We start from the raw sequence: 26,942 nt of genomic DNA, 5'->3' as shown, positions 1-26,942 counted from the left end.
GACCCAAAGCCCTGTGCCTGACACTCGGACTCAATACTGGCCTGCTGGAGTTGCTGCGATGAATGAGTCCGTACGTTTCGAAGATAAAGTCGTGATCGTCACCGGCGCCGGTGGTGGCCTGGGGCGAGCGCACGCTTTGCTGTTCGCCCGGCACGGTGCCAAAGTGCTGGTCAACGACCTCGGCGGCTCGACCCAGGGCGAAGGGGCCAACGCCTCCGCCGCCGACCGTGTGGTGGCGGAAATTCGCGAAGCCGGCGGCATCGCCGAGGCCAACCATGACTCGGTCACCGACGGCGACAAACTGGTGCAAAACGCCCTCGACGCCTTTGGCCGTGTCGACGTGGTGGTGAACAACGCCGGGATTCTGCGCGACAAGACCTTTCACAAGATGGACGACGCCGACTGGGATCTGGTCTACCGCGTCCACGTCGAAGGCGCCTACAAAGTGACCCGCGCCGCGTGGCCGCACTTGCGCGAGCAAAACTACGGAAGGGTGATCTTCACCGCCTCGACCTCGGGCATCTACGGCAACTTTGGCCAGTCCAACTACGGCATGGCCAAACTCGGCCTCTACGGCCTGACCCGTACCCTGGCCATCGAAGGTCGCAAGAACAATATTCTGGTCAATGCCATCGCGCCTACCGGCGGCACGCGCATGACCGAAGGCCTGATCCCGCCGCAAGTGTTCGAACAGCTCAAACCGGAGCTGGTCAGCCCGCTGGTGGTGTACCTGGCCAGTGAACAGTGCCAGGAAACTTCCGGCCTGTTTGAAGTCGGTGGCGGCTGGATGGGCAAGGTGCGCTGGGAACGCAGCCTCGGTGCTGGCTTCGATCCCCGCAGCGGCTTCTCCCCGGAAGATGTCGCGGCGCACTGGCAGCAGATCTGCGACTTCGAAGGCGCGGCGCATCCGAAGGACAACATTGAAGCGCTGAAGGAAATGATGGCGAATTTGCAGAAGTATTCGCTGTAACGTTTGCCACGCCCCGCAAATACCGATCCCGCCGGTAAAGCCTTCGCCCATAAAAAAGGCCGCTACAAACGCAGCGGCCAAGGTAAGACGTTGGATCAAGGAGCTACAAATCAACGTCAGTGAACACCGGGGCGATCAATCGAAGCATCGACTCATCTGAAATCGGTCAGCGCTGGCGCGAGTTGCTCAGCAGCCAAGGCTTGGTGCTTTGCGGCGTCTGCCTGAAAGCCCGCTCAGAATAAGCATTTGAACCCGAAGGAAAAATAGCGATTCCGGACATGCACTGTTACGGGGCGTGCAACAGTCTTGATCGCGCCACAGGATCCTGCACGGACTGCGCAAAGTGTTCGCGCCCGGAAATATATCGCTTCGCTGTCTATTCTGGATGGTTGAGTTAGTTACTTTGTATGAGGCTTTGTGCGGATTATTTGTTTGTGAATTTGTCATTTTTTACAGGTGGTTTTTTTTGTTTTGGTTAATACCTTGTAATCTATATTTGTTGAAATGAACTGGCGCTTCTTGTTTGTTAAAAATAAAACTATCTTTCGCTATCGCAGTGATGCGGGGTTGCGTTCACTGAACTTGAAAGATAGGACTTGAATATGGATAAGTTATACAAAAGCTTGATGCGAGGTTCTGAAGGTGCAGAAGTAACCTGGAGGGCTGAGTGGGTAAAGTCCGCTGCCGCGCAGAATGATTTGTTCGCTATTGTTGAGGCGATCCCGAAAGTTCGGCAGATTGCTCGGCAGGCATTGCAGCAAGAATTGCAGCAGCGGCAGAAGAATATCGATATCGATAATGTTTTTATAAATATTACCGATCAGTCCAGTGAGATTGAACGTCGTCCTTCGGGGAAACTGTCTGAGGTATTGCTTCATTGTCTTGATAATAATGTGGCGCCGAGCTATCTGGCTGGCGGCGGGGACGGTGTCTTTCACCTGCCCGATACCGTTGGCGAAGAGATGAGAGTCAAGGGCTTCAGTATTATCGAGGCTGAGGAGGCTATTACTTATACGCTGCGAAACATGGAGAGCAGCCTGCGTTCGGAGATAGGCAAATATTGGGCGGCCCCCGTAAAAGTCGCAACAACTGAAAATACCGGACTGACAAATAAACAGGCCTTGCAGCAGGCTTATAACGTTGTGCTGACAGCGGAGCTTTCTTTAAAAGCCATGGCGGGATTTCTGGATCATGGCATGGCGACGCGCTATTGCTATTTGTTGAACCTGGAAAACGGCGCCGGCGCTTATAACGTTGTGGTGAGTCCTGAATCCGACTCTCGCACTTCGCTTGTTCCGGGGTTTGTCCTCGATAATGCGATGCGGGCGGATCCGCAAATGAAACTGCTCAATGAGTCCACCGGTTATGTCATTCACACGCCAGGCAACGGCTTTGAATACTTCGCCAGGAATATCGACGCGCACGCAACGCTGCTGGCGCGTGTATCGGCGTCCGGTAGCAAAATCGCTTTCCCTAAAGCCACGCAAAGTGTGTCTGCTCATTGTGTCGACGCTTACTTGAAGGGACAACTTGAGACGCTTGCAAGTCTGATGCGTGATCGCAATGGCCAGACTCGAGCGTTCAGCCGGGTATTGCAGGACAATCAGATGTTGTCGGTGATGCGTGCTGACATCGGTCGTCGATTCGATCAAGTGCAGGCAGAACTCAAGCGGACCGAATGGCCACTCTGGCTGAAGAACGGTGGTAACGCTCTTCAGCAGCGTTACGTCGAGCTTGAGCACTCGATGGAGAAATATCACTCTGACTACCGGGTGGTTTTCGACAGGTGTTTCTCTTTTAAAGATTATGTCTTGCGTTGTTTTTCCGAGTGGGCGATGAGCGCGTTGGGTGAGCAACTGGAAGCCGAGACGATAATGGTGCGCAGCGTCCACAAGATGCAACTGGGGGGCCGCACCCTCGAGCAGGTCGACAGTCGGACCCTGACGGAATTCATCATCTTCGGTCTGCATGACGAGGGGTATAAAGCCGAAATCAGCCTCACCGGGTTGCCGTCCGGCAGCAGGCTATCCGCTGCTGCACTTGAGCAATGGTTGAACAACATCAACTTGCGCTCGCAGTTTGTATCCAGTCTTCCAACTGATCCATCGCCGGAGTTTGCACAGGCGTATCGCGACCACTTGCACAGCAACATCGAGTTCGCGCTTTTCGTTGCGCGCCATTCGGGCGCCTTCAGTGAAACCGAAGCGAAGGTCATTGAAAGGGCGTTGGCAGGTGACCTTTCGGTGTCTATCCGCGGATTGAAACTGAGCCTGCAGATTCCAGGGCCCGCCTTGAAAGGTGTGATGGTTTTTCGGGCACCGGAGACTCGGAACTATCTTGTTTATCTGATAACACCTGCAGGCAAATCCGTTTTCATGGCGTTTGCGGATGTACTCGCTCTGAACAAATGGTTTGAATCGGCCATGACCGCTGATCGTGAATACGCGGCGTCATTGATTCATCCGGACTATTTGCACGATGCCGGATCCTTGCGCGGTATCAGCCGTCACTCCACCCATTATCTGTACAAGCTGGATACTCAATACTCGGATCTTTTCCCCAATGGCACAGCGCCGTTGCTCAATGACGTCAATCTCGCTTTTCAGTCTGAGCTGGCGTTACACAAGACCATTGCGCCTGCGCCTTACCGCTATCTCGGAATTGAGCCGCGCAAACGTTACGCTCGATTGAATACCGAACTGAAAGCGCTCTCCACCGTAGAGGCAAGGGACAATGCGTTCCCTTCTTTCGAACGCTTTACCCACGATGCGGTAAAGCAGAACCTTGAAAGTCTGTTGCGTTCGCGAGGACGAAATGTCGAGATCAATCCCGATCAGATTATTGTCCAGACTGACGATTTTCAGAAAAGCGTAACGGATCTGCTCATCGAAGGGCTATCGTTTGAAGCTGCCAATCCGGCTTATCCGAGCAAGTATGACCCGAGGTATTTTTTGACGGACGGCCATCCGGCGATCGATCAACTGGATATTCGCGATCTGTCCTCGTTATCGAAAACATTCCGTCCTGGTGACAGGTATACGGAAATGCTCAATACCGACTATCTGGACGGGAAGCATCCTGGCTATGCATTCAAGCGCGCCGTTCACGCAAAAAAAATTCGCTGTCAGATGCATTACGATCTGCTCTCCAACTACATCGATGGCAGGTTTGGGTCTGACATTTTTTTAGCGCTACAACGGGTTGTCGGCAGTTTGAAAGAGGATGTCTATCACTACCCGATCAATGATTCGTCCGCAGAAGGTGATGAAGGTCTTTACGAATTCAATATCGGGAAAACAGGCTTGACCAAGTCGAGGGATCGTACGGTTGCGGGTGTCTACATCCTGCGGATGAACGTTCTCGGCCAGTTCCACGACTGGTTATATACGCCCGATGCGCCGGATGGCGTTGCCTATCGACCCATCAACGATTTCATTCCATCGATTCGTTTCCAATATGGACCGATGCGCGATTACTACTTTGACCGGGTTGCGATCGTCGATCAAAAAGTAATCAATGACTATTTTGACGATCTTGCCGCAAGCGGGAAACCCCTGCCTCCGGTCAAGACGCAAGAACGCGCCAAGTTGAACAACCTCTTCACGTTCCATGATCGGAGAGTGCGTCGCGCATTGAGCGATATCGATGAGCGAACCACCAGTTTGAAGGAGGTTATCGCGGGACTGGTTTACGATGGCCTGATCAAAGTGGTGAATGTCATCAGTCTCGCCGTGCCGCCTATCGGCTCCGTGGCCGTTGCGGTGCAGATGATGAAAAGTGTCTACGACGGAGCACAGGCGCAACGGCGCGGTGACTACTCGGCGGCACTGGGATACGGCGCGGACGCGTTGATCGGACTATTTACGCTTGGCCAGGCGGCCACAGCCGGTGCGAGCGCAGAGGTGATCAAGCAGGTGACCAACGTTCAACGATCGTTTCTCGGTCTGGTCGATGATGCACGGTCGGCGGCGCAATTCGTCGCCGAGGCGGCGGGTCATAAAGCGGCAGATCAACAGTTGATCGATTTCTTCACTGAATTGATGAAGGATCGGGTAACCGGCATCAGCCAGACCATCGTGCGCTGATCCCGGGCTGGCGCTTGGAGATCGCCTGACTCAACCGGCTTGCTCATACCCCATGCGCCAGCTCACGGCCCGCGCCGCCGCCAGTAACCGCTGCGCCGCCGGGCCGTCTTCATCAGCGTGGAACAGTGAAGTCGGGCCGACGATGGTCAGCACCGCGGCGATCTGCCCGACTGCGTTGAACACCGGGGCTGACAACGCGTCCACACCTGGCATCAACAAGCCGTGCACATGATGCAGACCGCGTTCGCGGATCTGCTCGCACAAACCGCTGTAGGCATTTTGATCGGCCAGTGGATGGCCGGCGACGGCGATTTCCTGCTCGCGCAACTCATCGGTTTCCCGATGCGGCAGAAAGGCACTGAACACCAGCCCGGTGGACGAGCTGAGTAACGGCAACACCGAACCCAGTTGCGTCACCACCGTCACCGCGCGCACCGCCGGTTCGATGTGCACCACGGTCGCGCCCTGATTGCCCCACACCGCCAGAAAACAGGTTTCGTTCAGTTCATCGCGCAACTCGGACAGGGGCAGGGCGGCGACTTTCAACACGTCCATACTGTTCAGGGCCGCCAGGCCCACGCGCAACGCTTCACGGCCGAGTCCGTAATGGTTGGTGGCAGCGTTCTGCTCGGCGAAACCACTGGCGATCAGTGCCTGGAGATAGCGGTGCACCTTGCTCGCCGGCATCTGCACATGCTCGGCCAGACGCGATAGTGAGGTAGAGGGCGACAACTCGGCCAACGCCTTGAGGATGTCGGTGCCGACCTCGGCGGAGCGGACTTTCTGTTTGCCGTTGCTGTCGCTGGTTTTTTCCATGGTGCGGCCGGAATCCGAAAACGAATGGGCGTCTTTATAGCTTGACGCTGGATAGCGAGCAAATTACGTTATGCGTAATCGAATTACGATAATAACAACCCCGGCGTGCGCAAAGCTCTGAGCCAGAGCGATGGGCCACTGCCGACTCCCTGTTCAGGAGGCTCCATGAACCTCGATTCAAACGCGTCGGAGCTGACGTACCAGTCCGGTTTCGGCAACGAATTCAGCAGTGAAGCGTTGCCCGGCGCCGTGCCCATCGGCCAGAACTCCCCGCAAAAAGCCCCGTACGGCCTCTATACCGAATTGCTCTCCGGCACTGCGTTTACCATGACCCGCAGCGAAGCCCGGCGTACCTGGATGTACCGGATCCAGCCGTCGGCCAATCACCCGGCGTTCGTCAAACTGGAGCGGCAACTGGCCGGCGGCCCGTTGGGTGAAGTGACGCCCAATCGCCTGCGCTGGAATCCTCTGGATATCCCGGCCGAGCCGACTGATTTCATCGACGGTCTGGTTGGCATGGTGGCCAATTCGGCGGCGGAAAAACCAGCCGGCATCAGCATCTATAACTACACCGCCAACCGTTCGATGGAGCGGGTGTTTTACAACGCCGACGGCGAACTGCTGCTGGTGCCGCAACTGGGGCGGCTGCGAATTGCCACTGAACTCGGCGTGCTCGAAGTCGCGCCGCTGGAAATTGCTGTGCTGCCGCGTGGCCTGAAATTCCGCGTCGAGCTGCTTGATCCGCAGGCGCGCGGTTACGTTGCCGAGAACCACGGCGCGCCGCTGCGCCTGCCGGACCTGGGGCCAATCGGCAGCAACGGCCTGGCCAATCCACGGGATTTCCTCGCGCCGGTCGCGTCTTATGAAAACCTGCAGCAGCCGACGACGCTGGTGCAGAAATTCCTCGGCCAGTTGTGGGGCACCGAGCTCGATCATTCGCCGCTGAACGTGGTCGCCTGGCACGGCAACAACGTGCCGTACAAATATGATCTGCGCCGTTTCAACACCATCGGCACCGTGAGCTTCGATCACCCGGATCCGTCGATCTTCACCGTGCTGACCTCGCCGACCAGCGTGCACGGTCTGGCCAACCTCGACTTCGTGATCTTCCCGCCACGCTGGATGGTCGCCGAGAACACCTTCCGTCCGCCGTGGTTCCATCGCAACCTGATGAACGAATTCATGGGCCTGATCCAGGGCGAATACGACGCCAAGGCTGAAGGCTTCGTGCCCGGCGGTGCCTCGCTGCACAGCTGCATGAGCGCCCACGGCCCGGATGGCGAAACCTGCACCAAAGCGATCAACGCGGAACTCAAACCGGCGAAGATCGACAACACCATGGCCTTCATGTTCGAGACCAGTCAGGTACTGCGCCCAAGCCGCTTCGCCCTCGACTGCACGCAACTGCAATCCACATACGACGCCTGCTGGGCCACGCTGCCCGCCACGTTCGACCCGACCCGGAGATAACCCATGACTCAGACTTCCATTACCCGCAGCTGGGTTGCTTCGGCCAATGGCCACGCGGATTTCCCGCTGCAGAACCTGCCGCTCGGTGTGTTCAGCACTGGCGGCTCGGCGCCGCGCGCGGGCGTGGCGATCGGTGAACATATTTTCGATCTGCAGGTGGCGCTTGAAGCCGGCCTGTTCGACGGCCCGGCACGCAGCGCGGTCGAAGCCATGCACGGCGGTCTGCTGAACGCCTTCTTCGACCTCGGTCGCGAAGCCCGCGTAGCCTTGCGCAGCCGCTTGCTGGAATTGTTCGGCGAGGGCAGCACTCATCGCGGCGCCATCGAAGCCCAAGGCGCAAAACTGCTGCCACTGGCTGCCGATTGTCAGATGCACCTGCCGGCGCGCATCAGCGACTACACCGACTTCTACGTCGGCATCGAACACGCGCAAAACGTCGGCAAACTGTTCCGCCCGGACAACCCGCTGCTGCCGAACTACAAGCATGTGCCGATCGGTTATCACGGTCGCGCCTCCACCGTGCGCGCCTCCGGCACCGACGTGCGCCGGCCGAAAGGCCAGACCCTGCCAGCCGGTGCCAGCGAGCCGACTTTTGGCCCTTGCGCCCGTCTGGACTATGAGCTGGAACTGGGCATCTGGATCGGTCAGGGCAACGACATGGGCGAGCCGATTGCCATCGGTGACGCCGCCGAACACATCGCCGGTTTCTGCCTGCTCAACGACTGGTCGGCCCGCGATATCCAGGCCTGGGAATACCAGCCACTCGGCCCGTTCCTCTCCAAGAGTTTTATCACCAGTGTTTCGCCATGGGTGGTGACGGCCGAAGCGCTGGAGCCATTCCGCATGGCGCAACCTGCGCGCCCGGAAGGTGATCCGCAGCCGCTGCCATACCTGTTCGACAAACGTGATCAAGATGGCGGCGCCTTCGACATCGAACTGGAAGTGCTGCTGCTCACCGAAGCCATGCGCGAACAGAATCTGCCGGCCCATCGCCTGACCCTGAGCAACACTCGCTACATGTACTGGACCGTCGCGCAAATGGTCGCGCACCACAGCGTCAACGGCTGCCAGTTGCAGGCCGGTGACTTGTTCGGTTCGGGCACCTTGTCCGGTCCGCAAAGCGGTCAGTTCGGCAGCCTGCTGGAAATCACCGAGGGCGGTAAAAAGCCGATCGAACTGGCCTCCGGCGAAGTGCGCAAATTCCTCGAAGACGGCGACGAAATCATTCTGCGTGCGCGCTGCGCCCGTGACGGTTTTGCCTCGATCGGCTTCGGCGAATGCCGCGGCAAAGTGCTGGCGGCGCGCTGACAGGAGCGGATCATGGATCTCTACACCTATTACCGTTCCACCTCGTCGTATCGGGTGCGTATCGCGCTAGCGCTGAAAGGGCTCGACTACACCACGTTGCCGGTCAATCTGATCGCGCCGTCGGGAGGTGAGCATCGCCAGCCGGCGTATCTGGCGATCAATCCGCAGGGCCGGGTGCCGGCCCTGCGCACCGATGACGGCGAGCTGCTGATTCAGTCGCCGGCGATCATCGAGTACCTGGAAGAGCGTTATCCACAGCTGCCACTGCTGCCCGAAGATCTCGCTGCCCGTGCTCATGTGCGCGGTGTGGCGGCGGTGATCGGCTGCGATGTGCATCCGCTGCATAACGTCAGCGTGCTCAATCGCCTGCGTCAGTTGGGCCACGAAGAGCCGCAGGTGGTGGAGTGGATCGCGCACTGGATCAGTCAGGGGCTGGCGGCCGTCGAGCAATTGATCGGTGACAGCGGTTTCTGTTTCGGTGAGTGGCCGTGTGTGGCGGATGTTTATCTGATTCCGCAGTTGTATGCGGCGGAGCGCTTCGGTGTTTCGCTGGAGGCTTATCCGCGGATTTGTCGAGTGGCGGCGTTGGCGGCTGAGCATCCGGCGTTCATCAAGGCGCATCCGGCGAACCAGCCGGATACCCCTTAAAGCTTCACCTTGCCCCAATGTGGAAGCGGGCTTGCTCGCGAAAGCGGAGTGTCAGGTACCGGGAAGCTGACTGATACACCGCTTTCGCGAGCAAACCCGCTCCCACAGGGGAGATTCGGCGCCCGCCAAAAAAATCATAAAAACAAAACAGGTACCTTGCGATGCACAACCAGATTGCCAGCTTTCGCGCGGCACTCGACGTCCGTCCTGTGTCCCGCTATCAGTGGTTATTGCTGATCCTGCTCGCCTTGCTGCTGGTCACCGACGGCTATGACGCCCAGGTGCTCGGTTACGTGGTGCCGGCTCTGGCTCAGGACTGGGGGCTGGAGAAAGCCGCATTCGGGCCGGTTTTCAGTGCCAACCTGTTGGGCCTGACCCTTGGTTCGCTCGCGGTGACGCCGCTGGCCGATCGCTTCGGCGTACGGCGGATCCTGCTCGCCTGCGTGTTGATCTACGCCAGCCTGACGGTGTTGATGGTGTTCGCCGATTCTCTGAACACCTTGATGATCGCGCGCTTCATCTGCGGCATCGGCATGGGCGGGGCGATGCCCAGTGCCATGGCCTTGATGTCGGAATATTCACCGCCTCGTCTGCGCACCTTGATGGTGACGCTGGCCGCTTGTGGGTTTTCGTTTGGCGGTGCGGCGGGTGGTTTTGTTGCTGCGGGCTTCATCGACCGCTTTGGCTGGCAAGCGGTGTTCCTTGCCGGTGGTGTCACGCCGTTGCTGCTGTTCCCGTTCCTGTGGTGGATGCTGCCGGAGTCGCTGCCACGTCTGCTGCGCGATGCACCGCCCTATGCGCGCCTGCGCAAAGTCACCGCGCGAATGCTGCCGGACTGGCAACCGCCGGCCGCGTCCGTCGAACAGAACAAGCGCGAGCAGGGCAGCAAATTGACCGTGGTCGAGCTGTTCCGCAACGGTTATGCGCGCCCGACCCTGCTGATCTGGGCGACGTTTTTTGTCAGCCTGATTCTGTTGTATTTCATGATCAGCTGGCTGCCGACGTTGTTGCTGGAAAGCGGTCTGAAACTCAATGAAGCCAACCTGGTGACCTCGATGTTCCTGTTCGCCGGCACCTTGGGCGCAGTATGCATGGCGTGGTTCGCCGACCGTTTGAAACGCAAGGTGCGGCTGCTCTGCGCAGTGATGGCCGGGGCGGCGCTGTGCACGATTCTGCTGGGTTTGAACCACGATAATCCACGTTATCTGGTGGCCTGCGTGTTTGCCGCCGGGTTCTGCATCATCGGTGGGCAACTGACGCTGAACGCCTTCGCCAGCAACTTCTACCCAGCGCATGTGCGGGCCACGGGCACGGGCTGGGCGTTGGGGGTAGGGCGCTTCGGTTCGATCCTCGGGCCGCTGTTCGGCAGCATGCTGCTGGCGATGCACATTCCGGTGACGCAGATTTTCTTCTTCTGCGCGATACCGGCGGTCATTGCGGCGCTGCTAATCATCCAGGTGCGCTCGCCTTCAGATATCCCGCAATCCAATGTGGGAGCGAGCTTGCTCGCGAAGAACGATAACGCAGTCTGACAGGAACAACGGTGGCGCCTGCTTCGCGGGCAAGCCACGCTCCCACAAGGGATCGTTGTGATGCAGAAGAATGGGGCCACGCTGAACCCTGTGGGAGCGGGCTTGCTCGCGAAGGCGATCCAGGCTTCGATGCATTCATCGCTGACACCACGCTTTGCGAGCAAGCTCGCTCCCACACAGGGATTAGTGGACGACTGAATTCGGCGGCAGGTGCCCAAGCCGTTCAGTCAGGCGCAGGCGCTGGATCGGATCGTCGCTGAGCAGCAGCGCATGTTCCAGGTCGAAGCGCTCGGCGTTCGGGCAATCAAGCCGTTGATACAGGCTGGCGCGGGCCAGATAATCGGCGGCGCTGGCACCGCCCAGTTCCAGCACGCGTTCAGCATCGATCAGCGCGGCGATGTAATCCTCATGGGCCAGATGCAACTGCCGCAGGTTGCGTGACAGGCGCTGGAGCATCTGCTCTGGGCTGGCGGTGGCCAGATGGTCGGCATTGAGTTTGAGGTGCGCGCCGTACTGACGTTGCAACAACTCGCGACAGTCATTGGGGTACAGCCGCCGACCGCCGCAGGGATCCAGCAGGTGATCTGCACCGGGCACCCGCAGCAGGAAATGCCCGGGGAAGTTCACCCCGACCAGCGGAATCTCCAGACCACGGGCCAGTTCCAGAGCAATCAGGGACAGGGTCAGCGGCTGGCCGCGGCGGGTCTGCAACACTTTGTGCAACAACGCGACCTGTGGGCGTAGCGGCAGAAAATCGTCCTGAGAGAAGCCCAGATCATTCAACCGCCGCAGCAACGGTTGCGCCAGTTCGCTGACTGGCAGCATTGGCAAGCCGTAGCTGACGCGCTGTTGCAGCTCCTTGAAGTCCTGTTGCAGCGCTTCTACATCGAGGCCTTTTTCGTGCTCGGCAGCCATCCACAGCGCCGCTTCGAACAGCGCGGGCGGTGAACGGTGCAGACAATCGAAAAAGCGTTGGCGCGGACTCATCGAAATCTCCGGGGAATGCCTCGTTTTAGCCCCGTCCGCGCCATTCGTCCAGTACCGGCCAGGTTATGCCGCAAAGTCGCCGTCGAAGCGGGCGCTTATTCCGGTGCGCTTCAGCAATTTTTGGGCGCAAGCCTATACTGGCGTCTACCAGAAGTGATTCGGGAGCCTGCCGATGTTCGCTCTCATGCAAAGCACTCGCCTGGAATCGCTGCACCTCAGCGTTGACCCGGTCACCGGGTTGAAGGCGGTCATTGCCATTCATAACAGTCGCCTCGGGCCTGCCCTGGGCGGTTGCCGTTATCTTGCCTATCCCAACGACGAATCCGCAGTCGAGGATGCCATACGCCTCGCGCAGGGCATGAGCTACAAGGCGGCACTGGCCGGGCTCGATCAGGGCGGCGGGGTGGCGGTGATCGTGCGCCCGGCGCATGTGGAAAACCGCGCCGCGCTGTTCGAAGCGTTTGGCCGCTGCATCGAGCAGCTCGACGGTCGCTACATCACCGCCATCGACAGCGGCACTTCGGTGGCGGACATGGATTGCATTGCCCAGCAGACCCAGCATGTCACCAGCACCACCTCGGCCGGCGACCCGGCGCCGCATGCGGCGATGGGCGTGTTCACCGGGATTCGCGCCACCGCCATGGCGCGGCTGGGCAGCGACAATCTTGAAGGCTTGCGCGTGGCGATTCAGGGCTTGGGCAATGTCGGATATGCGCTGGCGGAGCAACTGCATGCGGCGGGCGCCGAGTTGCTGGTCAGCGACATCGACCACGGCAAGGTGCAACTGGCGATGGAACAGCTCAACGCACATCCGATCGCCAACGACGCCTTGCTCAGCACACCCTGCGACATCCTTGCGCCGTGCGGCCTGGGTGGTGTGCTCAACAGCCACACGGTGACGCAACTGCGCTGTTCGGCGGTGGCCGGTTCGGCGAACAATCAACTGACGCATCTGGATGTGGCTGATCAACTGGAGCGACGCGGGATTCTGTATGCGCCGGATTACGTGATCAATGCGGGCGGGTTGATTTATGTCTCGCTCAAGCATCGCGGCGAAGAGCTGGGGACGATTACTGCGCACCTGTCGAAGATTTCTTCGCGGCTGACCGAGGTGTTTGCCCATGCGCAGGCCGAGAAGCGCTCGCCGGCGCGGGTGGCGGATGAGTTGGCGGAAAAAGTCCTGTATCGCTGAAAAGCAAAAGATCGCAGCCTGCGGCAGCTCTTACAGGGAATACGCATTCCATATGTAGGAGCTGCCGCAGGCTGCGATCTTTTCGATTCAAACGTTGTTACTTGGCAGCTTTCGCCGCTTTTGCCGGTTTGACCGGTGCTTCATCGGATTCTGCCGGCCCAGTCTCTTCAGCCACTGGCTCGGCCGGTGCATTGATCAGCTCCGACAGCGCATCAGGCTGGCTCTTGAAGGCCTTGGCGAACACATCGCGGTTCTTCGCCATGTAGATTCCGACTTCTTCAACCTGCTGCTCGTTCAGCGACGGCACGGCTTTTTGCAACACTTCGGACAGCATCTCGGCCAGTTCGAGCATTTTGTCATGACGGTCAGCTTCGGCTTTATCCATGAACAAGCGCTCCAGATCTCGGCTGCTGCGGTATACCACTTCGACGGCCATTCACCACCTCACATGCCTTCACATTAGTTGTCTTAGCGACTACTGTATTTATATACAGCGAAAGGATAAGCGAATCCCTGCGCTTTGGGTAGTGGCTTTTCAATGTAGACCGGATTCGGCATTTTTCCTGATGCACGCGCCTCAAACAAAACGACCCGCACACGGCGGGTCGTTGGTTTATTTGATTTCAGAACTTGCCGCTGGCGTAACCCCCATCGATGGGCATGATCACACCCGTGACGTATGCGGATTGATCGCTGAGCAGCCAGAGCACCGCGTTGGCCACTTCGTCCGCCGTGCCGAAGCGTTTCATCGACGTCACGTTGATTTTGCGCTGGGTGTTTTCCGGTGCGGCTTTCAGGCGTGCCTCGTTGTTCATGCCGCCGAGGATCGGCCCCGGGGCGACCGCATTGACCCGAATGCAGCCGCCTTCTTCCAGCCGCGCGTTTTCGATCGACGCCACCTGGGTCATGCCGTTGATCGCCTGCTTGCTGGCGACATAGGCCACCTGGCCGCCAATCGGCACCACCCCGGCACAGGATGAGGTGTTGACGATCGCCCCGGTGCCGCGCTCGAGCATCAGCTGCAGTTCATGGCGCATGCAGTGGTAGGTGCCGTTGACGTTGATATTCATCACCTTCATCCAGTCATCCGGGCACGATTGCGCGAGCGCCCCGTACTTGGCGGTCACGCCGGCATTGTTGAACGCGCAATCGAGGCGGCCGTAGACCGAACGAATGGTCGCGAACGCCTGCTCGACCTGCGCCGGGTCGCCGACATCGCAGGCTATGAAGCGGCAGTGCTCACCCAGTCGATCGGCCAGCGCCGCGCCTTTTTCTTCGTCCCGGCCGAATACGATCACATCGGCGCCGGCCTTGATCAGGCGTTCGCTGACGGTCTCGCCGATGCCGCTGGTGCCGCCGGTGACCAGGCACACTTTTCCCAGAAAATCGTACATATGTCGCATCTCCTTATGCCAACGCGGGGCGTAAATATTTCGGGTTCACGCAGCAATACACCCGATCCAGTCGCGGATTGCTTTTGTCACTGAAGCACTGGCTGTCCCATCGGCATTTGTGGATGTCGGCGGAGCGGCCTTGCAGGGTTTTGTTGATCAGGTCGTTGTCGGCAAACAGCGCCCGCGACATACCCACCCAATCGCATACGCCGTCGGCGAGCAACTGCTCGGCCTTGTCCAGACCGTCGATGAAACCGGCGTAACCCACCGGTACTGTCGACACCGACTTGATCGCCCGCACTCCGGCTTGCAGGTAATGGTCCATAGTCTCCGAATGCACAATCAACTGGCCGAACGTCGCGCCCATGCACATCGAACATTCCAGCGCGGCAACGCCGGCCTGACAGAGCGCCTGCACGGTTTCCTTGAGGTCCGGATATTGCAGCCCTTCAGCGCCCAGACGGTCGTCGATGCCCAGACGAATAGTGACGATCAGTTGGCCCTGGGTGCGCTCGCGGATGGCCCTGACCACGTCGAGCAACAGCCGCGCGCGGTTCTCTTCGCTGCCGCCATATCGGTCGGTGCGCTTGTTGGTGTGCGGCGAGAGAAAGCTGCTCAGCAGGTAGCCGTTGGACGCCTGCAACTGCACCAGCCGCGCGCCGTTGGTCCAGGCCAGCCAGGCGGAATGGGCGAACTGCTCGATCACCAGGGCGATGTCGCTTTCGTCCATGATCCGCACGCGGTAGTCCGGGTCGAGTTTCGACACGCGCGGGCAGGGCACGCCGCTCGGGGTCAGCACGGCAACGCCGGTGTGCGTGGTGGTGCCCTGACCGCCGTAATGCTGCAATTGCACACCCACCGGCGTGTTGACCTGCTCGGCCATCGCGAACATCGCCTTGAGCGATTCGCCCTGATGCTCCTCGAACAGGCCGAGCCCGGTGCTCTGTAAACGCGACTGCGGCGAGACCGTGGCGTTGCACAGAAACGCCATGGAGCAACCGCCCTCCATGATGCCCTGATAGAACTCGATCATGGCGGGCGTCACACACCCGCTGTGATCGGCCAGGTCCACGCCCATCGACGCGAAGAACAGCCGATTGCGCAACTCCAGCCCGCCGGCCAGCCGCAGCGGCTCCAGCACGTGGGGATAGCGCGGCATCATGCTTCCTTCCTTTGTTCGGGCATCGCCGAAGCCTGGTCGAAGGTCATCCACAACGGTTGGCCGAGGACGGGCGCCGGAACCGGCGCGGTTTCTTCGTGGGAGAAGTAAGCGAACTGTTTGAGCACTTCGCGCCACTTGAAGCGCAACGGCGAATCCAGCTCTGCCAGGTGCAGTTTGAGCGTGCCGGCCTTTGTCGCGTCGCTGGCGTGCAGCGATTGCAACGGCAGGCTGATCATCCCTTCGTTTTCCAGGTACAGGTAGACGTGTCCGCGCTCGGAAGCCTCGAGCGGGCTGTCGCATTGCACTTGCAGGCCGGCCATCGACAGCAGCTCAAGGCGGGCGGAGAGGTGACGTCCGGAATCCAGGCGCACCAGCACTTCATGGCGGATGCCCTTGAGCGGACGGAACCAGCAGGCGGGGTCGATGTTGATGTTCCGCATGCGCTTGAACACCGGCATCTTGATCACTTCACCGTGCAGGCGAATGTCGGCCACCAGCTCGCCCCGCTGGAAGAATCGCGCACGCTTGTCGACCTTGCGCGCCCGCGGCTGGGCCATGCCTTCGTAGTCGCCAACCAGCACATCCACCTGAAACGAAGACTCGGTGTAACGGGGAAAACTCGACAGCAGATCAACGATGGAAATCGACACCTCACCGCGGGCATAACCGCTGTGCTCGTAGAACTGCGCGTACATCGCCTGGCGTGCCGCTTCGATCAGCATCAGGCCGGGCACGTGTTCGTGGTGCTTGCGGTAGAAAAAGTAATTGGCGGTGTCGTTGAACAGGGTGAAATAGAGCAGACCCTGCTGCGGGCAGCCGTCCAGGTTTTTCAGGACATCATGTACCTGCCGGCGCTGATCGAGGCTCAGGCCGTTGCCGCAACCGGGCAGTCGAGCCAGTTTGGCTTCGGTGCTTTCCAGCACCCAGATGCCGCTGAGGATCAGGTGGTCGGTGGCCTTTTCGTAATTCGTCAGCAGTTCCGGCAGACAGTCCGACAGGCCTGCCTGTTCGAGCTCTTCCAGGTCAATGATGGTTGGCAGCGAGCGCAGCACCAGACGTTCGCTGTCCAGCCGATAGGCCTGATTGACGATCTCCAGATCCATTGGATCAAGGTTCGCCCGTTGCACGACGGCGGCCGGCAGCCAGGCCGGCAGCAAGTGGTGAGCGTCGTAAATCAGCACGTCGTCATCGTGGCCTTTGTGGACGATGTCTTTGGCAACTTTCCTGTGCATGTCGATCATGATCATCCCTCTGTGTTGAACGTTGGTTGTAAGGCAGTTGCTATCCATGGCGTGAAATCGACCCACACCCAAAGGTGCTGCTCGACGCGTATCAGCAGCTTCAGTTGATGTGTTTTCTTGTTTTCTTGTTTTCTTGTTATCGAGTGTCGGGCAGGGTTACTGCACCGTGATGTAGCAGGCGCCCAGGGTTCGGTTGTCCAGAACCTGCAGCGGCGCCAGCCATTTGTAGTCGATGCCGCCACGTCTGAGCAGGCGTCCGATGGCAACCGGGGACACTGACACCAGATGTGAAACGCCGCAGGTTCGGGCGTACTCCAGCGTGGCCATGAACAGGCCAACGGTGTTTTCGTCGGACATCACCTGTTCGTTTTTACCGCCCTCGGCATCGAGGTCCAGTGAGGTGAAGCGCGACAGCTCCCAGATGTCATCGCCGCACGGGGCAGGCTTGTCGCCGAGCAACGAAGTGAATACTTCACTCAGCAGATACGGCTGGGTGGTGGGCAGCAGGCGGGCGCATCCCTTGATGTTGCCGTCGTGCTCTTCGGCGACAATGTAGTGAGTGCCGCTGTGATCAAATTGGTCGAATTCGAAATCGTCCGGCGTGGATAATTGCCAGCCGAGGCGTTCGACGAACACCTGATAGCGATATTGAGCCAAGCGTTGACGCTTTAGTGTCGTCAACTCGTCATAACGTCCTGACAAGTAATCCATCACAGATTCCGTTTAGTGATTGGTTGGGTGGCGATTAAAGTGCACACTGCGCTCGCATACTACCTGTCACCCTTGACAGCTAGCGGAAACATTTGGAAATATGCTAGGCATGTTGGCAAGAGGCCGACAGCATTAACTGTGGGAAAGGAATCTCTATGTCATATTGGCAGGCTGAACTGTTGGAAAACGCCATGTCTGCAACGGATGTCGAGTTGTTGTTCGACAGTATCAAGACCGTCGCCAGGCAGTTGGAGTTTGATTATGTGGCTTACGGGTCACGCCGACTTTTCCCCATCACCAAACCTTGTCTTTTTCTCGCCAATAATTATTCGCCCGCCTGGCAAGCTGCCTATTCCGCCAATCGTTACCTGGACATCGATCCTTACGTCCAGCGCGCAATGCGCAGCGTGAAACCGGTGCTGTGGGACGCTGAACTCAAGGCTCAGATGCCCGAATTCTGGCAGGATGCGCAGGCTCACGGGCTCTCGGAGGGCTGGGGGCAGACGCTGCTCAATAGCGAAACTCAAGGGCTGGTGACCTTTGCCCGGGGCAGCGGGACGATCACCGCGCAGGAACTCGAAACCAAACAGGCGCAGCTGTCCTGGCTGGCCCAGATTACTCACCTGGGGCTGACGCGCCTGCAGATGCGCGGCGCCGATTCGGTGCTCCCGGTACCGATAGAACTGTCGCAGAGGGAAAAGGAAATCCTGCAATGGACCGCTGACGGAAAGTCATCGGACGATGTTTCGGTGATCCTCGGCATCAGCAAAAGGACAGTAAACTTCCATATTAACCATTGCCTGAAAAAACTCGGTTGCCAAAACAAGATCGCCGCTGCAGTTAAAGCTTCGCTGATGGGGCTGCTGTGGAAATAATTACCCTGGTCATTTATTGGATAACTAACTGGTGAATAACCGGAGTGTTTGTGCGCGAGTTCACAGATTTTCCCGATTAATAATATTTCATTTATAAGCTAATGCCTTTTCAAGCGTAACGAATTCATCAAGAAACTTCAGTTATAGCGTCACAAACATTCCTGTCGACGGTGCCTGCTCAACGGTGCGACCAAACGCCACGGCGCAGGTTTCATGCCGGCTCGCCATGATGCGTGGCCTCGTTTCTGCATGGCGCATAGCGCATACGGAAAACCGTCACGTCCAACCGGCATCATCCGCTCGCATCGGGCTAAGGAACATCATCGTGAAAATCAACTGGGCCGAGAAACTGCGGCAAAACGTGCATCAACTGGCCGAGTCCCTGGGCAACCTGTTCGTCGAGACCTTCCACTACCTGGCGCTGTTCGCCATTGGTGCGGTGACCGCATGGGCGGCGGTGATGGAATTTCTCGGCATGCTCGAAGAAGGCCACATCAAGATCGATGACATTCTGTTGCTGTTCATCTATCTGGAACTGGGGGCGATGGTCGGGATTTACTTCAAGACCAACCACATGCCGGTGCGCTTCCTGATCTACGTGGCGATCACTGCGCTGACCCGCCTGCTGATCTCCAACGTTTCGCACCACAACCCGCCGGACATGGGCATCATCTACCTGTGCGGCGGCATTCTGCTGCTGGCGTTCTCGATCCTGGTGGTGCGTTACGCCTCGTCGCAATTTCCGTCGGTGAAGATCGAAAAACCGCAACGCAAGCTCGGCGCCGGCTCCGGTGAACACCCCGAGATCGAGAAGGGCGAGCTTTAAAGGCCCATCGACGGCCGAGGCTGGCCGTTGCTCTGCTGCGGTGGCGGGGGCAGCCCGCCGCCGCTGGTCATTGCTTCGAGGATCGCCATGGCGCTATGGCCTTGCTCGATGGCGATGCCGAACTGAATGCTTTGCACCAGCCGCTTGAGCCGTACCGGATCGTTGCGCTGTTCGGCGCTGATCATCCGTTTGGCGACGATCCGGCCGCTGTTGGACAGGGTCAGCATGATGCTGCCGTCCAGCCCCTGAATGCTCAGGTTGATCTGATAGTCCGGCGCGAAGGCATCGGTAATGATCTGAAAAGGGTTGTCCATGATGCGTCACCGCCTGATTGAACGTGCAGTTGTTGACCGGCCGTGATCGGGTTGGTTCGCAATACCTGATCATCGGCGATTCCGTGGCCTGTGTTGTTGCTTTATGTAGGAGCTGCCGCAGGCTGCGATCTTTTGATCTGAGCTGTTTTGACTTCGGTCATGAAGATCAAAAGATCGCAGCCTGCGGCAGCTCCTACAGGGGATTTGCAAGGGGCATGCCGGGAAAATTGTTGGACAATGGATACGGCATAAAAAAGGCGAGCCCATGGCTCGCCTTTGTCATTTGTGGCCCGTTTCAGGGCAGAACCGAGTAGATGATCGCCGACAGTGCAATCAGGCCGATCAGCACCACGAACACGTTCGACACCTGGCCCGAGTACTGGCGCAAGGCTGGCACACGGCGGATGGCGTACATCGGCATCAGGAACAACAGGCAGGCAATCACTGGCCCGCCGAGGGTTTCGATCATGCCGAGGATGCTCGGGTTGAACGTCGCCACGGCCCAGCAGCTGAGGATCATGAACAGCGCGGTCGCACGGTTCAGCCAGCTCGCCGACATCACCTTGCCACGGCCGCGCAGGCTCTTGACGATCATGCCCTGAAAGCCTTCGCTGGCGCCGATGTAGTGGCCGAGGAAGGATTTGGTGATTGCCACAAGCGCAATCAGCGGTGCGGCGTAGGCGATGACTGGGGTCTGGAAGTGGTTGGCCAGGTACGACAGGATCGAAATGTTCTGCGCCTTCGCTGCTGCCAGATCGGCCGGCGACAGCGCCAGTACGCAGCTGAAGCAGAAGAACATCACCGTCACCACCATCATCCCGTGGGCCATGGCGAGGATGCCGCTGCTCTTGCGTTCGGCCTCGGCGCCGTAGCGCTGCTTCTGGTCAACCGCGAAGGCGGAGATGATCGGCGAATGGTTGAACGAGAACACCATCACCGGGATCGCCAGCCATAGGGTCTTGAGGAACGTCGACAGCGGCATCGCTTCCTTGGCGCTGGCGAAGAACGCGCCGTTCCAGTTGGGGATCAGGCTCAGGCCGAGCAACAGCAGCGCGGCGACGAACGGATAGACCAGCACGCTCATGGCTTTGACGATCACGTTCTGCCCGCAGCGCACGATCGCCATCAGGCCAAGGATCAGCACCAGCGACAGGATTGCCCGAGGTGGCGGCGCGATGTGCAATTGATGTTCGAGAAAACTGCTCAGGGTGTTGGTCAGTGCAACGCTGTACACCAGCAGGATCGGGAAGATCGCGAAGAAGTACAGCAGGGTGATCAGCTTGCCGGCACCGATGCCGAAATGTTCTTCAACGACTTCGGTGATGTCGCCCGAACGCCCGGACAAGACGAAGCGGGTCAGGCCCCGGTGGGCGAAAAAGGTCATCGGGAACGCCAGCAACGCCAGAATCAACAATGGCCAGAAGCCGCCGACACCGGCGTTGATCGGCAGAAACAAAGTGCCGGCACCGATGGCGGTGCCATACAGACCGAGCATCCAGGTGGTGTCGGATTTGCTCCAGCCCTTGTGGGCTATTTCGGTGTTGCGTGTGCGATCTACAGCGGGATTTTCGGCAGCAGGTGTACGTACATCGGTCATCGTTTTTGCCTCGTTATTATTTTTGCTCGGGCTCACGGTTGGCGGGCCGCAAGTTGCGGCCCGCCGGGACGGTCAGGGAACGCGCGTCAGCATTCCACCCAGTTCACAGCCAGGCCGCCCCGTGAAGTCTCTTTGTATTTGTCGTGCATGTCGGCGCCGGTATCGCGCATGGTGCGGATCACCCGGTCGAGGGAAATGAAGTGTTTGCCATCGCCGCGCAGGGCCATTTGCGTGGCGTTGATCGCCTTCACCGCGGCGATGGCGTTGCGTTCGATACACGGCACCTGCACCAGGCCGCCGACCGGGTCGCAGGTCAGGCCGAGGTTGTGTTCCAGGCCGATTTCAGCGGCGTTTTCCAGTTGCTCCGGGGTTGCGCCGAGCACTTCAGCGAGGCCCGCCGCGGCCATGGCGCAGGCCGAACCGACTTCGCCCTGGCAGCCGACTTCGGCGCCGGAGATCGAGGCATTTTTCTTACACAGAATGCCGACGGCGGCGGCGCCCATGAAGAAAGCGACGACGTCATCGTCAGACGCGTCCGGATTGAATTTCATGTAGTAGTGCAGCACCGCCGGAATGATCCCGGCCGCGCCGTTGGTCGGCGCGGTGACCATGCGCCCGCCGGCAGCGTTCTCTTCGTTGACGGCGAGGGCGAACAGGTTGACCCACTCCATCGCCGACAGCGTCGAACTGATCACGTTCGGCTTGCCGATTTCCAGCAGGCTGCGGTGCAGTTTCGCCGCGCGGCGCGGTACGTTCAGACCACCGGGCAGGATGCCTTCGTGGCGCAGGCCCTGCTCAACGCACTCGCGCATCACCGACCAGATGTGCAGCAAGCCGTTACGGATTTCGGCGTCGCTGCGCCAGGCCCGTTCGTTGGCCATCATCAGCTCTGAGACTCGCAGGTTGTGGGTTTTACACAGGCTCAGCAGTTCGGCGGCGCTGGAAAAATCGTACGGCAACACCACGTCGCCGGCCGGCGCCACACCGGACTCGGCTTCCGCCGCTTCGATGATGAAACCGCCGCCAATCGAGTAGTACGTTTGTGTGAACAGCTCGGCGCTTTCGCCAAAGGCTGTCAGCGACATGGCGTTGGGGTGGTAGGGCAGGCTTTCGTCGAGCAGCAGGAGATCGTGCTGCCAGTTGAAGGAAATTTCTCTCTGGCCGGCCAGCAGCAACAGGCCGCTTTCGCGCATTTGCCGGATGCGTGGATCGATGGTCGCCGGATCAATGCTGTCCGGCCATTCGCCCATCAGGCCCATGACCGTCGCGCGGTCGGTGGCGTGGCCGACACCGGTGGCCGACAGCGAACCGTACAAACGGATTTCCACGCGACGCACATCGTTGAGCAAGCGTTGCTCGATCAGCGCCTGGGCGAAGGTCGCGGCGGCGCGCATCGGGCCGACGGTGTGGGAACTGGACGGACCGATGCCGACTTTGAATAGATCGAAAACACTGATAGCCATGCTAAACCCTTACAAGCAATGGAGTAGGAATCGCTGCCATTTTTTGTAGGACAAGCGCAATGTCGGCGATACTGCCTACGTCAGATCTACGTGACCAACGAAACTTCCTAAGAAAGCCTTTAGCAGGACTAAACAATGAGTCGTCAATTGCATGCCCAGACCTACGTCTGGCTGCAGGTGTTTTCCTGTGCCGCGCGGCACCTGTCGTTCACCCGTTGCGCTGAAGAGCTGCACATCACTCCGGGGGCGGTCAGCCAGCAGATTCGCCAGCTGGAAGAGCGCCTCGGTTTTCGCCTGTTCCACCGACGGGCGCGGGGTGTGGAGTTGAGTGCGGAAGGCCAGCGGTTGGCCATCACGGTCAATGAGGCCTACGGCAGCATCGATGCTGAACTGCGTCGACTGGATGCGGGGATGATCAGCGGGATTCTGCGGGTGCGCTCGATTCCGTCGTTCCTCAGCAAATGGCTGACCCCGCGTTTGCCGCGTCTGCAACAGCGTTATCCCGACATTCAGTTGCGCCTAGTGGCCGAGGACAGCAGCGTGCCGTTGCACGAGGGCGATTTCGATCTGGCAATCGATCTGAACGACGGCAGCTATCCGGGGCTGTTATCCACAGCCTTGCTCGATGAGCAGATTTTCCCGGTGTGTGCGCCGAGTTTGCTGCGCGGACGCCCGCCGCTGCACGGGCCGGCGGATCTGGTGCATTTCCCGTTGTTGCACGACATCACCGCCTGGCGCGGCAGTTATGAATACGCGGAATGGGAGTTTTATCTCAACGCGATTGGCTTTGAAGGCGCCGACGTACGGCGTGGGCACACGTTCAATCGCAATCACCTGACCATCGAAGCGGCGATCGCCGGTATGGGTGTGGCGATTGCCCGGCGCACGTTGCTCAACGATGAACTGGAGCGCGGGACGTTGATTGTGCCGTTCGGCCTGTCGGTGCCCAACCACAAACGCTACGTGCTGCTGTATGCGCCGGGGGCGTTGAGCCATCCGGGCGTGCGTGCGGTGCATGACTGGCTGGTGGAGGAAGCGGGGATTTTCCGCAGCTTGCACCCGTTGAACGACGGGCAATTGTGAGCAGATTTTGCAGGGTTGCGAGGCGACCCAACTCCCGACCTTACCAGTGACTTGCTCGGTTGTCCGGCTTTTTTTGCGAATGAATATTTATCTTTTTTCAGGGGTTGAAATGTTCGTCAGTCGGGCCGATTGTTGTAACCAGGAGGTCAGGAAATCCAATTCAAGGCCTCTGGCGAGCTAGCTGAAATAAGGGATGAACTATGCAAATCCAAGTCAACAGCGATAACCATATTCAAAGCAGTAAGCGACTGGAGGAGTGGGTACGTACAACTATTGAGAGCACGCTCGAACGTTATGAAGAAGACCTGACCCGTGTCGAAGTCCACCTGAGCGACGAGAACGGCGACAAACCAGGTCCCCATGACTTGCGCTGCCAACTGGAAGCGCGGCCAAAAGGCCATCAACCGATTTCCGTCACCCATAAAGCCGATTCGCTGGAACAGGCGATCGACGGTGCAGCCGAAAAACTGGAGCACGCGCTGGAGCACCTGTTTGGCAAACTGCGAGGCAAGCCCCGCGCCGCCATCGTGCCATTCAGCAAGGCGAATGACGCACTGCTGGAAGAAGAGTTTCTGGAGAATGAGCAGGCAGCGATCAACAGTTGATGCGCTGATTTTTCAAGCCACCCCATGAGAACGGGCCTGCGCAAGCAGGCCCGTTTTTGTTTGTGTTGCTGAACAGTGTGGCGAGGGAGCTTGCTCCCGCTGGGCTGCGAAGCGGCCCCAATACCTGCACGGCGTTCAACAGCCAGACTGTATCAGCAGGATTTACGGCTGCTCCGTAGCCGAGCGGGAGCAAGCTCCCTCGCCACAGTTTTATTAGAAAGCTACAGAAGTTTGCACATACACCGTGCGCGGTTCACCCACGTACTTGCCTTTATTGTTGTCATCAAACGAGCGGGTGAAATACTGGGTGTTGAAAATGTTCTTCACCCCCACCGCCACGTTCAGATCCGACAATTGCGGGCCGAAGTCATAACCGGCGCGGCTGCTGAACAGCATGTAGCCGGGGATCTTGCCGGTGCTGCCGTCGGCGCTTTCCCTGGAGGTGTTGGCATTGTCGGCGAACTGGTCGCTCTGGAAGCTGCTGTCGACATTGAGTTTCCACGGGCCTTCGGTGTAACCGACGCCAATCGTGCCTTTGTGTTTCGACGAGAACGGCACGCGATTGCCCTTATTTGGCCCGTCCTCACGGATGGTCGCGTCAACATAGGCATAAGTGGCGTACACATCGAAACCGGCGAGTGCCGGGCTCAAGTCATCCAGCGCGTAGTTGACGCTGGTCTCGATGCCCTGATGGCGGGTCTCGCCCCGGGCGATCACCGAATCGTTGGTCTGGTTGCTTTCGTACTGGTTGTCGAAGTTGATCAGGAACGCACCGATTTCCGCGCGCAGGGTGCCGTTGTCATAACGGGTTCCGAGTTCCCAGGTGCGGGCCTTCTCCGGTTTGACTTCGCCGCTGCTCACACGGTTGGGCATCTGACTGTATTGCACGCTGCCGAACGAACCTTCGGTGTTGGCGTACAGATTCCAGCTGTCGCTCAGGTGATACAGCACGTTCAGCGCCGGCAGCGCGGTGTTGTAGTCGCCCTTGTATTTGACGTCGGTCAGGTTGTTGGTCTGCTGCGACTCGATCATCTCGTAGCGCACGCCCGGAGTGATGGTCCATTTGCCGATGTCGATGCGATCGTCGACGAACAACGCATTGGCTTCGGTGCCACCGCGGGTGTCGCGGTCGTTGCGGCTGTCGGTAGTCGGGTATTGGTTGCTGCTGATCGGCGTGCGATAGCGCAACTCGTGGCCGGCCTCGTTGATGTAGCGGTAACCGACGCCTACTTCATGGCTGGTCGGGCCGAGGTCGAAGCCTTGGGCGAAACGTGTTTCGAAACCGCGTACCCAATATTCGCGCGGTGACAGCGAGAGGAAACTGCCCTGATCCAGATAACCGCTGCGCAGGGTCTTGGTGAAGAAAGTGTTGGCGGTGAATTCGCGGCGATCTTCCTGATAGCGATAGCCGAAGTTGAACATCGTCCGACGGCCCCAGAACTGATCTTTCAGGCGTGTCGACTGATACGGATCGGCGTTGTAATCGGCAACGCTGAGGCCGCCGGGCATGTCGGCCTTGCCTTCGTAATACTGGGCCATGGCGTTGAAGCTGTTGGCCTCGTCGAGCTGATATTTGCCCTTGAGGATCAGGTCGTCGATTTCGCTGTCGCTGTGTTCACGCCAGTCACCGCCACGGGTGCCGGAGTAAAGCAGCGCGCCGCCCAGACCATTTTCGTTGGTGCCGCCGGCCAGCAGGTTGGCGCTGGTCTTGAAGCCGTCATGGCTCGACGACGGACTGGTCTCCGTCTGGAAACCACCCTTGACCGTCGGCTCATCCGGGATGGCACGGGTTACGAAGTTGACCACCCCGCCAACGTTCTGCGGGCCGTAACGCACGGCGCCGCCGCCACGCACCACGTCCACGGCATCCATGTTGCCCATGCTGATCGGCGCAAACGACAACTGCGGTTGGCCGTACGGTGCGAACGGCACGGGAATGCCGTCCATCAGTACGGTCGAGCGCGCGGCCAAGCGCGGATTGAGACCGCGAATGCCGAAGTTCAGCGCCATGTCGTGGCTGCCGGTGCCGTTGTTTTCCGGGGCATTGACCCCGGGGATGCGGTTGAGCACGTCGCGCGCCTGAGTCGCGCCTTGACGTTCGAAGTCTTCGCGGCGGATCACATCGCGGGCGCCGGGGTGTTCGAACACGTTGACCTGCGCCGCTTCACCGAGCCAGTCACCGACGACCTTCGAGGTGTCCAGCTCCAGCGCCGTGTCGCCGACCGGTTGCAGGCTGAAGGCATTGTTGCCTTCGGCGCGAGCTTGCAGGCCGGTGCCTTCGAGCAATGCATCGAGGCCTTCTGCGGTGCTGTAGCTGCCTTCGAGGCCACGGCTTTGCACGCCTCGGGTGATCTGCGAGCCGAAGGAAATCAGCACGCCGGCTTCACGACCAAACTGGTTGAGGGCGTTTTCCAGCGACGCCGGAGCGATGTGGTAAACCTTGGTTTCGGCAGCCATGACCGGTAGGGCGCTGAAGCTCAGGCTGGCGCCCAGTAAGAGGTTGCGCAGGCGGCGGGCCAGTGGCGTGAGACGGGTGGGGTGCATGAAGGTTGATCCTGAGAAGGTTGAATCAAGGGGGCTTTCCTTCTCTGTCACGCCAGATCTGAAAAACGGCTCATTTTTTTTGAAAGCAAAAGATCGCAGCCTTCGGCAGCTCCTACACT

General features: G+C 59.2%; 21 protein-coding genes and 1 pseudogene. 11 read left to right on the top strand and 11 right to left on the bottom strand.

Annotated features, from left to right (window positions below):
- Positions 1–58: 58 nt before the first annotated feature.
- Both ACM6I7_RS15825 and ACM6I7_RS15820 read left to right on the top strand, forming a co-directional pair.
- Positions 59–970, top strand: coding sequence for an SDR family oxidoreductase (locus ACM6I7_RS15825; protein ID WP_007968066.1), 912 nt, complete (start codon positions 59–61; stop codon positions 968–970).
- Between the two features lie 602 nt (positions 971–1,572).
- Entirely contained in the window at positions 1,573–5,055 is a 3,483-nt protein-coding gene (locus tag ACM6I7_RS15820) for a dermonecrotic toxin domain-containing protein (protein WP_414888855.1), read from the top strand.
- Positions 5,056–5,085: 30 nt separating this feature from the next.
- Here ACM6I7_RS15820 and ACM6I7_RS15815 read toward each other — a convergent pair whose 3' ends face one another.
- Positions 5,086–5,871 (bottom strand): IclR family transcriptional regulator, encoded by a 786-nt coding sequence (locus tag ACM6I7_RS15815; protein WP_103369124.1) that lies wholly within the window; start codon positions 5,869–5,871, stop codon positions 5,086–5,088.
- 165 nt (positions 5,872–6,036) lie between these two features.
- Here ACM6I7_RS15815 and hmgA point away from each other — a divergent pair, with 165 nt between their 5' ends.
- The 4 genes from hmgA (at position 6,037) to ACM6I7_RS15795 (ending at position 10,829) form a co-directional block, all read left to right on the top strand.
- A complete protein-coding gene (gene hmgA, locus ACM6I7_RS15810) occupies positions 6,037–7,341 on the top strand; it encodes a homogentisate 1,2-dioxygenase (RefSeq protein ID WP_414888854.1) in 1,305 nt (434 codons plus the stop codon).
- 3 nt (positions 7,342–7,344) lie between these two features.
- Positions 7,345–8,649, top strand: a complete 1,305-nt coding sequence (gene fahA / locus ACM6I7_RS15805) for a fumarylacetoacetase (protein WP_134785459.1) — start codon at positions 7,345–7,347, stop codon at positions 8,647–8,649.
- Between the two features lie 12 nt (positions 8,650–8,661).
- The gene (maiA, locus tag ACM6I7_RS15800; protein WP_414888853.1) at positions 8,662–9,297 is read left to right on the top strand and encodes a maleylacetoacetate isomerase; all 636 of its coding nucleotides are present in this window, start codon (positions 8,662–8,664) and stop codon (positions 9,295–9,297) included.
- Positions 9,298–9,458: 161 nt separating this feature from the next.
- Positions 9,459–10,829 (top strand): MFS transporter, encoded by a 1,371-nt coding sequence (locus tag ACM6I7_RS15795; protein ID WP_414888852.1) that lies wholly within the window; start codon positions 9,459–9,461, stop codon positions 10,827–10,829.
- A 183-nt stretch (positions 10,830–11,012) separates the two neighbouring features.
- Here ACM6I7_RS15795 and ACM6I7_RS15790 read toward each other — a convergent pair whose 3' ends face one another.
- Positions 11,013–11,816 (bottom strand): SirB1 family protein, encoded by an 804-nt coding sequence (locus tag ACM6I7_RS15790; RefSeq protein WP_183785877.1) that lies wholly within the window; start codon positions 11,814–11,816, stop codon positions 11,013–11,015.
- 172 nt (positions 11,817–11,988) lie between these two features.
- Between ACM6I7_RS15790 and ACM6I7_RS15785 the strand changes: the two genes are divergently transcribed.
- Entirely contained in the window at positions 11,989–13,008 is a 1,020-nt protein-coding gene (locus tag ACM6I7_RS15785) for a Glu/Leu/Phe/Val dehydrogenase family protein (protein ID WP_047597781.1), read from the top strand.
- A gap of 181 nt (positions 13,009–13,189) precedes the next feature.
- Here ACM6I7_RS15785 and ACM6I7_RS15780 read toward each other — a convergent pair.
- From ACM6I7_RS15780 to ACM6I7_RS15760, 5 genes and pseudogenes are all read right to left on the bottom strand, one after another.
- Positions 13,190–13,444, bottom strand: a pseudogene (locus tag ACM6I7_RS15780) (YebG family protein); the annotation flags it as partial.
- Positions 13,445–13,631: 187 nt separating this feature from the next.
- Complete coding sequence (locus ACM6I7_RS15775) at positions 13,632–14,402, bottom strand: SDR family NAD(P)-dependent oxidoreductase (protein WP_115986654.1); 771 nt, start codon at positions 14,400–14,402, stop codon at positions 13,632–13,634.
- 13 nt (positions 14,403–14,415) lie between these two features.
- Positions 14,416–15,564 carry an NADH:flavin oxidoreductase gene (locus tag ACM6I7_RS15770; RefSeq protein ID WP_414888851.1) on the bottom strand — a complete coding sequence of 383 codons (1,149 nt, stop codon included), beginning with the start codon at positions 15,562–15,564 and terminating at the stop codon, positions 14,416–14,418.
- A complete protein-coding gene (locus ACM6I7_RS15765) occupies positions 15,561–16,805 on the bottom strand; it encodes an AfsA-related hotdog domain-containing protein (protein ID WP_115990443.1) in 1,245 nt (414 codons plus the stop codon). Before ACM6I7_RS15765 ends, ACM6I7_RS15770 begins: the two co-directional genes overlap by 4 nt.
- A 156-nt stretch (positions 16,806–16,961) precedes the next feature.
- Positions 16,962–17,516, bottom strand: coding sequence for an acyl-homoserine-lactone synthase (locus ACM6I7_RS15760; protein WP_097090418.1), 555 nt, complete (start codon positions 17,514–17,516; stop codon positions 16,962–16,964).
- Positions 17,517–17,671: 155 nt separating this feature from the next.
- On the opposite strand from ACM6I7_RS15760, the gene ACM6I7_RS15755 reads away from it, so the two are divergent.
- Together ACM6I7_RS15755 and ACM6I7_RS15750 are read left to right on the top strand one after the other, a co-directional pair.
- Entirely contained in the window at positions 17,672–18,391 is a 720-nt protein-coding gene (locus ACM6I7_RS15755; protein ID WP_027610892.1) for an autoinducer binding domain-containing protein, read from the top strand.
- A gap of 325 nt (positions 18,392–18,716) precedes the next feature.
- Positions 18,717–19,217: a phosphate-starvation-inducible protein PsiE gene (locus tag ACM6I7_RS15750; protein ID WP_003221775.1), complete on the top strand. Its 501-nt coding sequence runs from the start codon at positions 18,717–18,719 to the stop codon at positions 19,215–19,217.
- Here the strand turns inward: ACM6I7_RS15750 and ACM6I7_RS15745 are convergent.
- The 3 genes from ACM6I7_RS15745 to ACM6I7_RS15735 all read right to left on the bottom strand — a co-directional run bounded on the left by ACM6I7_RS15745 (position 19,214) and on the right by ACM6I7_RS15735 (position 22,591).
- A complete protein-coding gene (locus ACM6I7_RS15745) occupies positions 19,214–19,531 on the bottom strand; it encodes a DUF3509 domain-containing protein (protein WP_095139557.1) in 318 nt (105 codons plus the stop codon). The two genes, ACM6I7_RS15750 and ACM6I7_RS15745, sit on opposite strands and share 4 nt — an antisense overlap.
- Positions 19,532–19,826: 295 nt before the next feature.
- Positions 19,827–21,128: an HAAAP family serine/threonine permease gene (locus tag ACM6I7_RS15740; RefSeq protein WP_096795389.1), complete on the bottom strand. Its 1,302-nt coding sequence runs from the start codon at positions 21,126–21,128 to the stop codon at positions 19,827–19,829.
- 86 nt (positions 21,129–21,214) lie between these two features.
- On the bottom strand, positions 21,215–22,591 hold the full coding sequence (locus ACM6I7_RS15735; protein ID WP_115988184.1) for an L-serine ammonia-lyase: 1,377 nt from the start codon (positions 22,589–22,591) through the stop codon (positions 21,215–21,217).
- 135 nt (positions 22,592–22,726) lie between these two features.
- Between ACM6I7_RS15735 and ACM6I7_RS15730 the strand changes: the two genes are divergently transcribed.
- The gene (locus ACM6I7_RS15730; RefSeq protein WP_007914183.1) at positions 22,727–23,674 is read left to right on the top strand and encodes a LysR substrate-binding domain-containing protein; all 948 of its coding nucleotides are present in this window, start codon (positions 22,727–22,729) and stop codon (positions 23,672–23,674) included.
- 200 nt (positions 23,675–23,874) lie between these two features.
- Complete coding sequence (locus ACM6I7_RS15725) at positions 23,875–24,279, top strand: HPF/RaiA family ribosome-associated protein (RefSeq protein ID WP_027610895.1); 405 nt, start codon at positions 23,875–23,877, stop codon at positions 24,277–24,279.
- A 213-nt stretch (positions 24,280–24,492) separates the two neighbouring features.
- Here ACM6I7_RS15725 and fecA read toward each other — a convergent pair whose 3' ends face one another.
- Positions 24,493–26,823, bottom strand: coding sequence for a TonB-dependent Fe(3+) dicitrate receptor FecA (fecA, locus tag ACM6I7_RS15720; RefSeq protein WP_414888850.1), 2,331 nt, complete (start codon positions 26,821–26,823; stop codon positions 24,493–24,495).
- Positions 26,824–26,942 lie beyond the last annotated feature (119 nt).

Source organism: Pseudomonas sp. IT-93MI4, assembly GCF_949767635.1.
Classification (GTDB): domain Bacteria; phylum Pseudomonadota; class Gammaproteobacteria; order Pseudomonadales; family Pseudomonadaceae; genus Aquipseudomonas; species Aquipseudomonas putida_A.
Note: the sequence above shows the minus strand (reverse complement) of the source record. Positions and strands in the feature narration are given on the sequence as shown.

Bases quoted from the DNA above. Each gene is read 5' to 3' on its own strand.
- ACM6I7_RS15825 (WP_007968066.1), top strand. From the start codon at position 59: ATGAATGAGTCCGTACGTTTCGAAGATAAAGTCGTGATCGTCACCGGC.
- ACM6I7_RS15820 (WP_414888855.1), top strand. From the start codon at position 1,573: ATGGATAAGTTATACAAAAGCTTGATGCGAGGTTCTGAAGGTGCAGAA.
- ACM6I7_RS15815 (WP_103369124.1), bottom strand. From the start codon at position 5,871: ATGGAAAAAACCAGCGACAGCAACGGCAAACAGAAAGTCCGCTCCGCC.
- hmgA (WP_414888854.1), top strand. From the start codon at position 6,037: ATGAACCTCGATTCAAACGCGTCGGAGCTGACGTACCAGTCCGGTTTC.
- fahA (WP_134785459.1), top strand. From the start codon at position 7,345: ATGACTCAGACTTCCATTACCCGCAGCTGGGTTGCTTCGGCCAATGGC.
- maiA (WP_414888853.1), top strand. From the start codon at position 8,662: ATGGATCTCTACACCTATTACCGTTCCACCTCGTCGTATCGGGTGCGT.
- ACM6I7_RS15795 (WP_414888852.1), top strand. From the start codon at position 9,459: ATGCACAACCAGATTGCCAGCTTTCGCGCGGCACTCGACGTCCGTCCT.
- ACM6I7_RS15790 (WP_183785877.1), bottom strand. From the start codon at position 11,816: ATGAGTCCGCGCCAACGCTTTTTCGATTGTCTGCACCGTTCACCGCCC.
- ACM6I7_RS15785 (WP_047597781.1), top strand. From the start codon at position 11,989: ATGTTCGCTCTCATGCAAAGCACTCGCCTGGAATCGCTGCACCTCAGC.
- ACM6I7_RS15775 (WP_115986654.1), bottom strand. From the start codon at position 14,402: ATGTACGATTTTCTGGGAAAAGTGTGCCTGGTCACCGGCGGCACCAGC.
- ACM6I7_RS15770 (WP_414888851.1), bottom strand. From the start codon at position 15,564: ATGATGCCGCGCTATCCCCACGTGCTGGAGCCGCTGCGGCTGGCCGGC.
- ACM6I7_RS15765 (WP_115990443.1), bottom strand. From the start codon at position 16,805: ATGATCGACATGCACAGGAAAGTTGCCAAAGACATCGTCCACAAAGGC.
- ACM6I7_RS15760 (WP_097090418.1), bottom strand. From the start codon at position 17,516: ATGGATTACTTGTCAGGACGTTATGACGAGTTGACGACACTAAAGCGT.
- ACM6I7_RS15755 (WP_027610892.1), top strand. From the start codon at position 17,672: ATGTCATATTGGCAGGCTGAACTGTTGGAAAACGCCATGTCTGCAACG.
- ACM6I7_RS15745 (WP_095139557.1), bottom strand. From the start codon at position 19,531: ATGGACAACCCTTTTCAGATCATTACCGATGCCTTCGCGCCGGACTAT.
- ACM6I7_RS15740 (WP_096795389.1), bottom strand. From the start codon at position 21,128: ATGACCGATGTACGTACACCTGCTGCCGAAAATCCCGCTGTAGATCGC.
- ACM6I7_RS15735 (WP_115988184.1), bottom strand. From the start codon at position 22,591: ATGGCTATCAGTGTTTTCGATCTATTCAAAGTCGGCATCGGTCCGTCC.
- ACM6I7_RS15730 (WP_007914183.1), top strand. From the start codon at position 22,727: ATGAGTCGTCAATTGCATGCCCAGACCTACGTCTGGCTGCAGGTGTTT.
- ACM6I7_RS15725 (WP_027610895.1), top strand. From the start codon at position 23,875: ATGCAAATCCAAGTCAACAGCGATAACCATATTCAAAGCAGTAAGCGA.
- fecA (WP_414888850.1), bottom strand. From the start codon at position 26,823: ATGCACCCCACCCGTCTCACGCCACTGGCCCGCCGCCTGCGCAACCTC.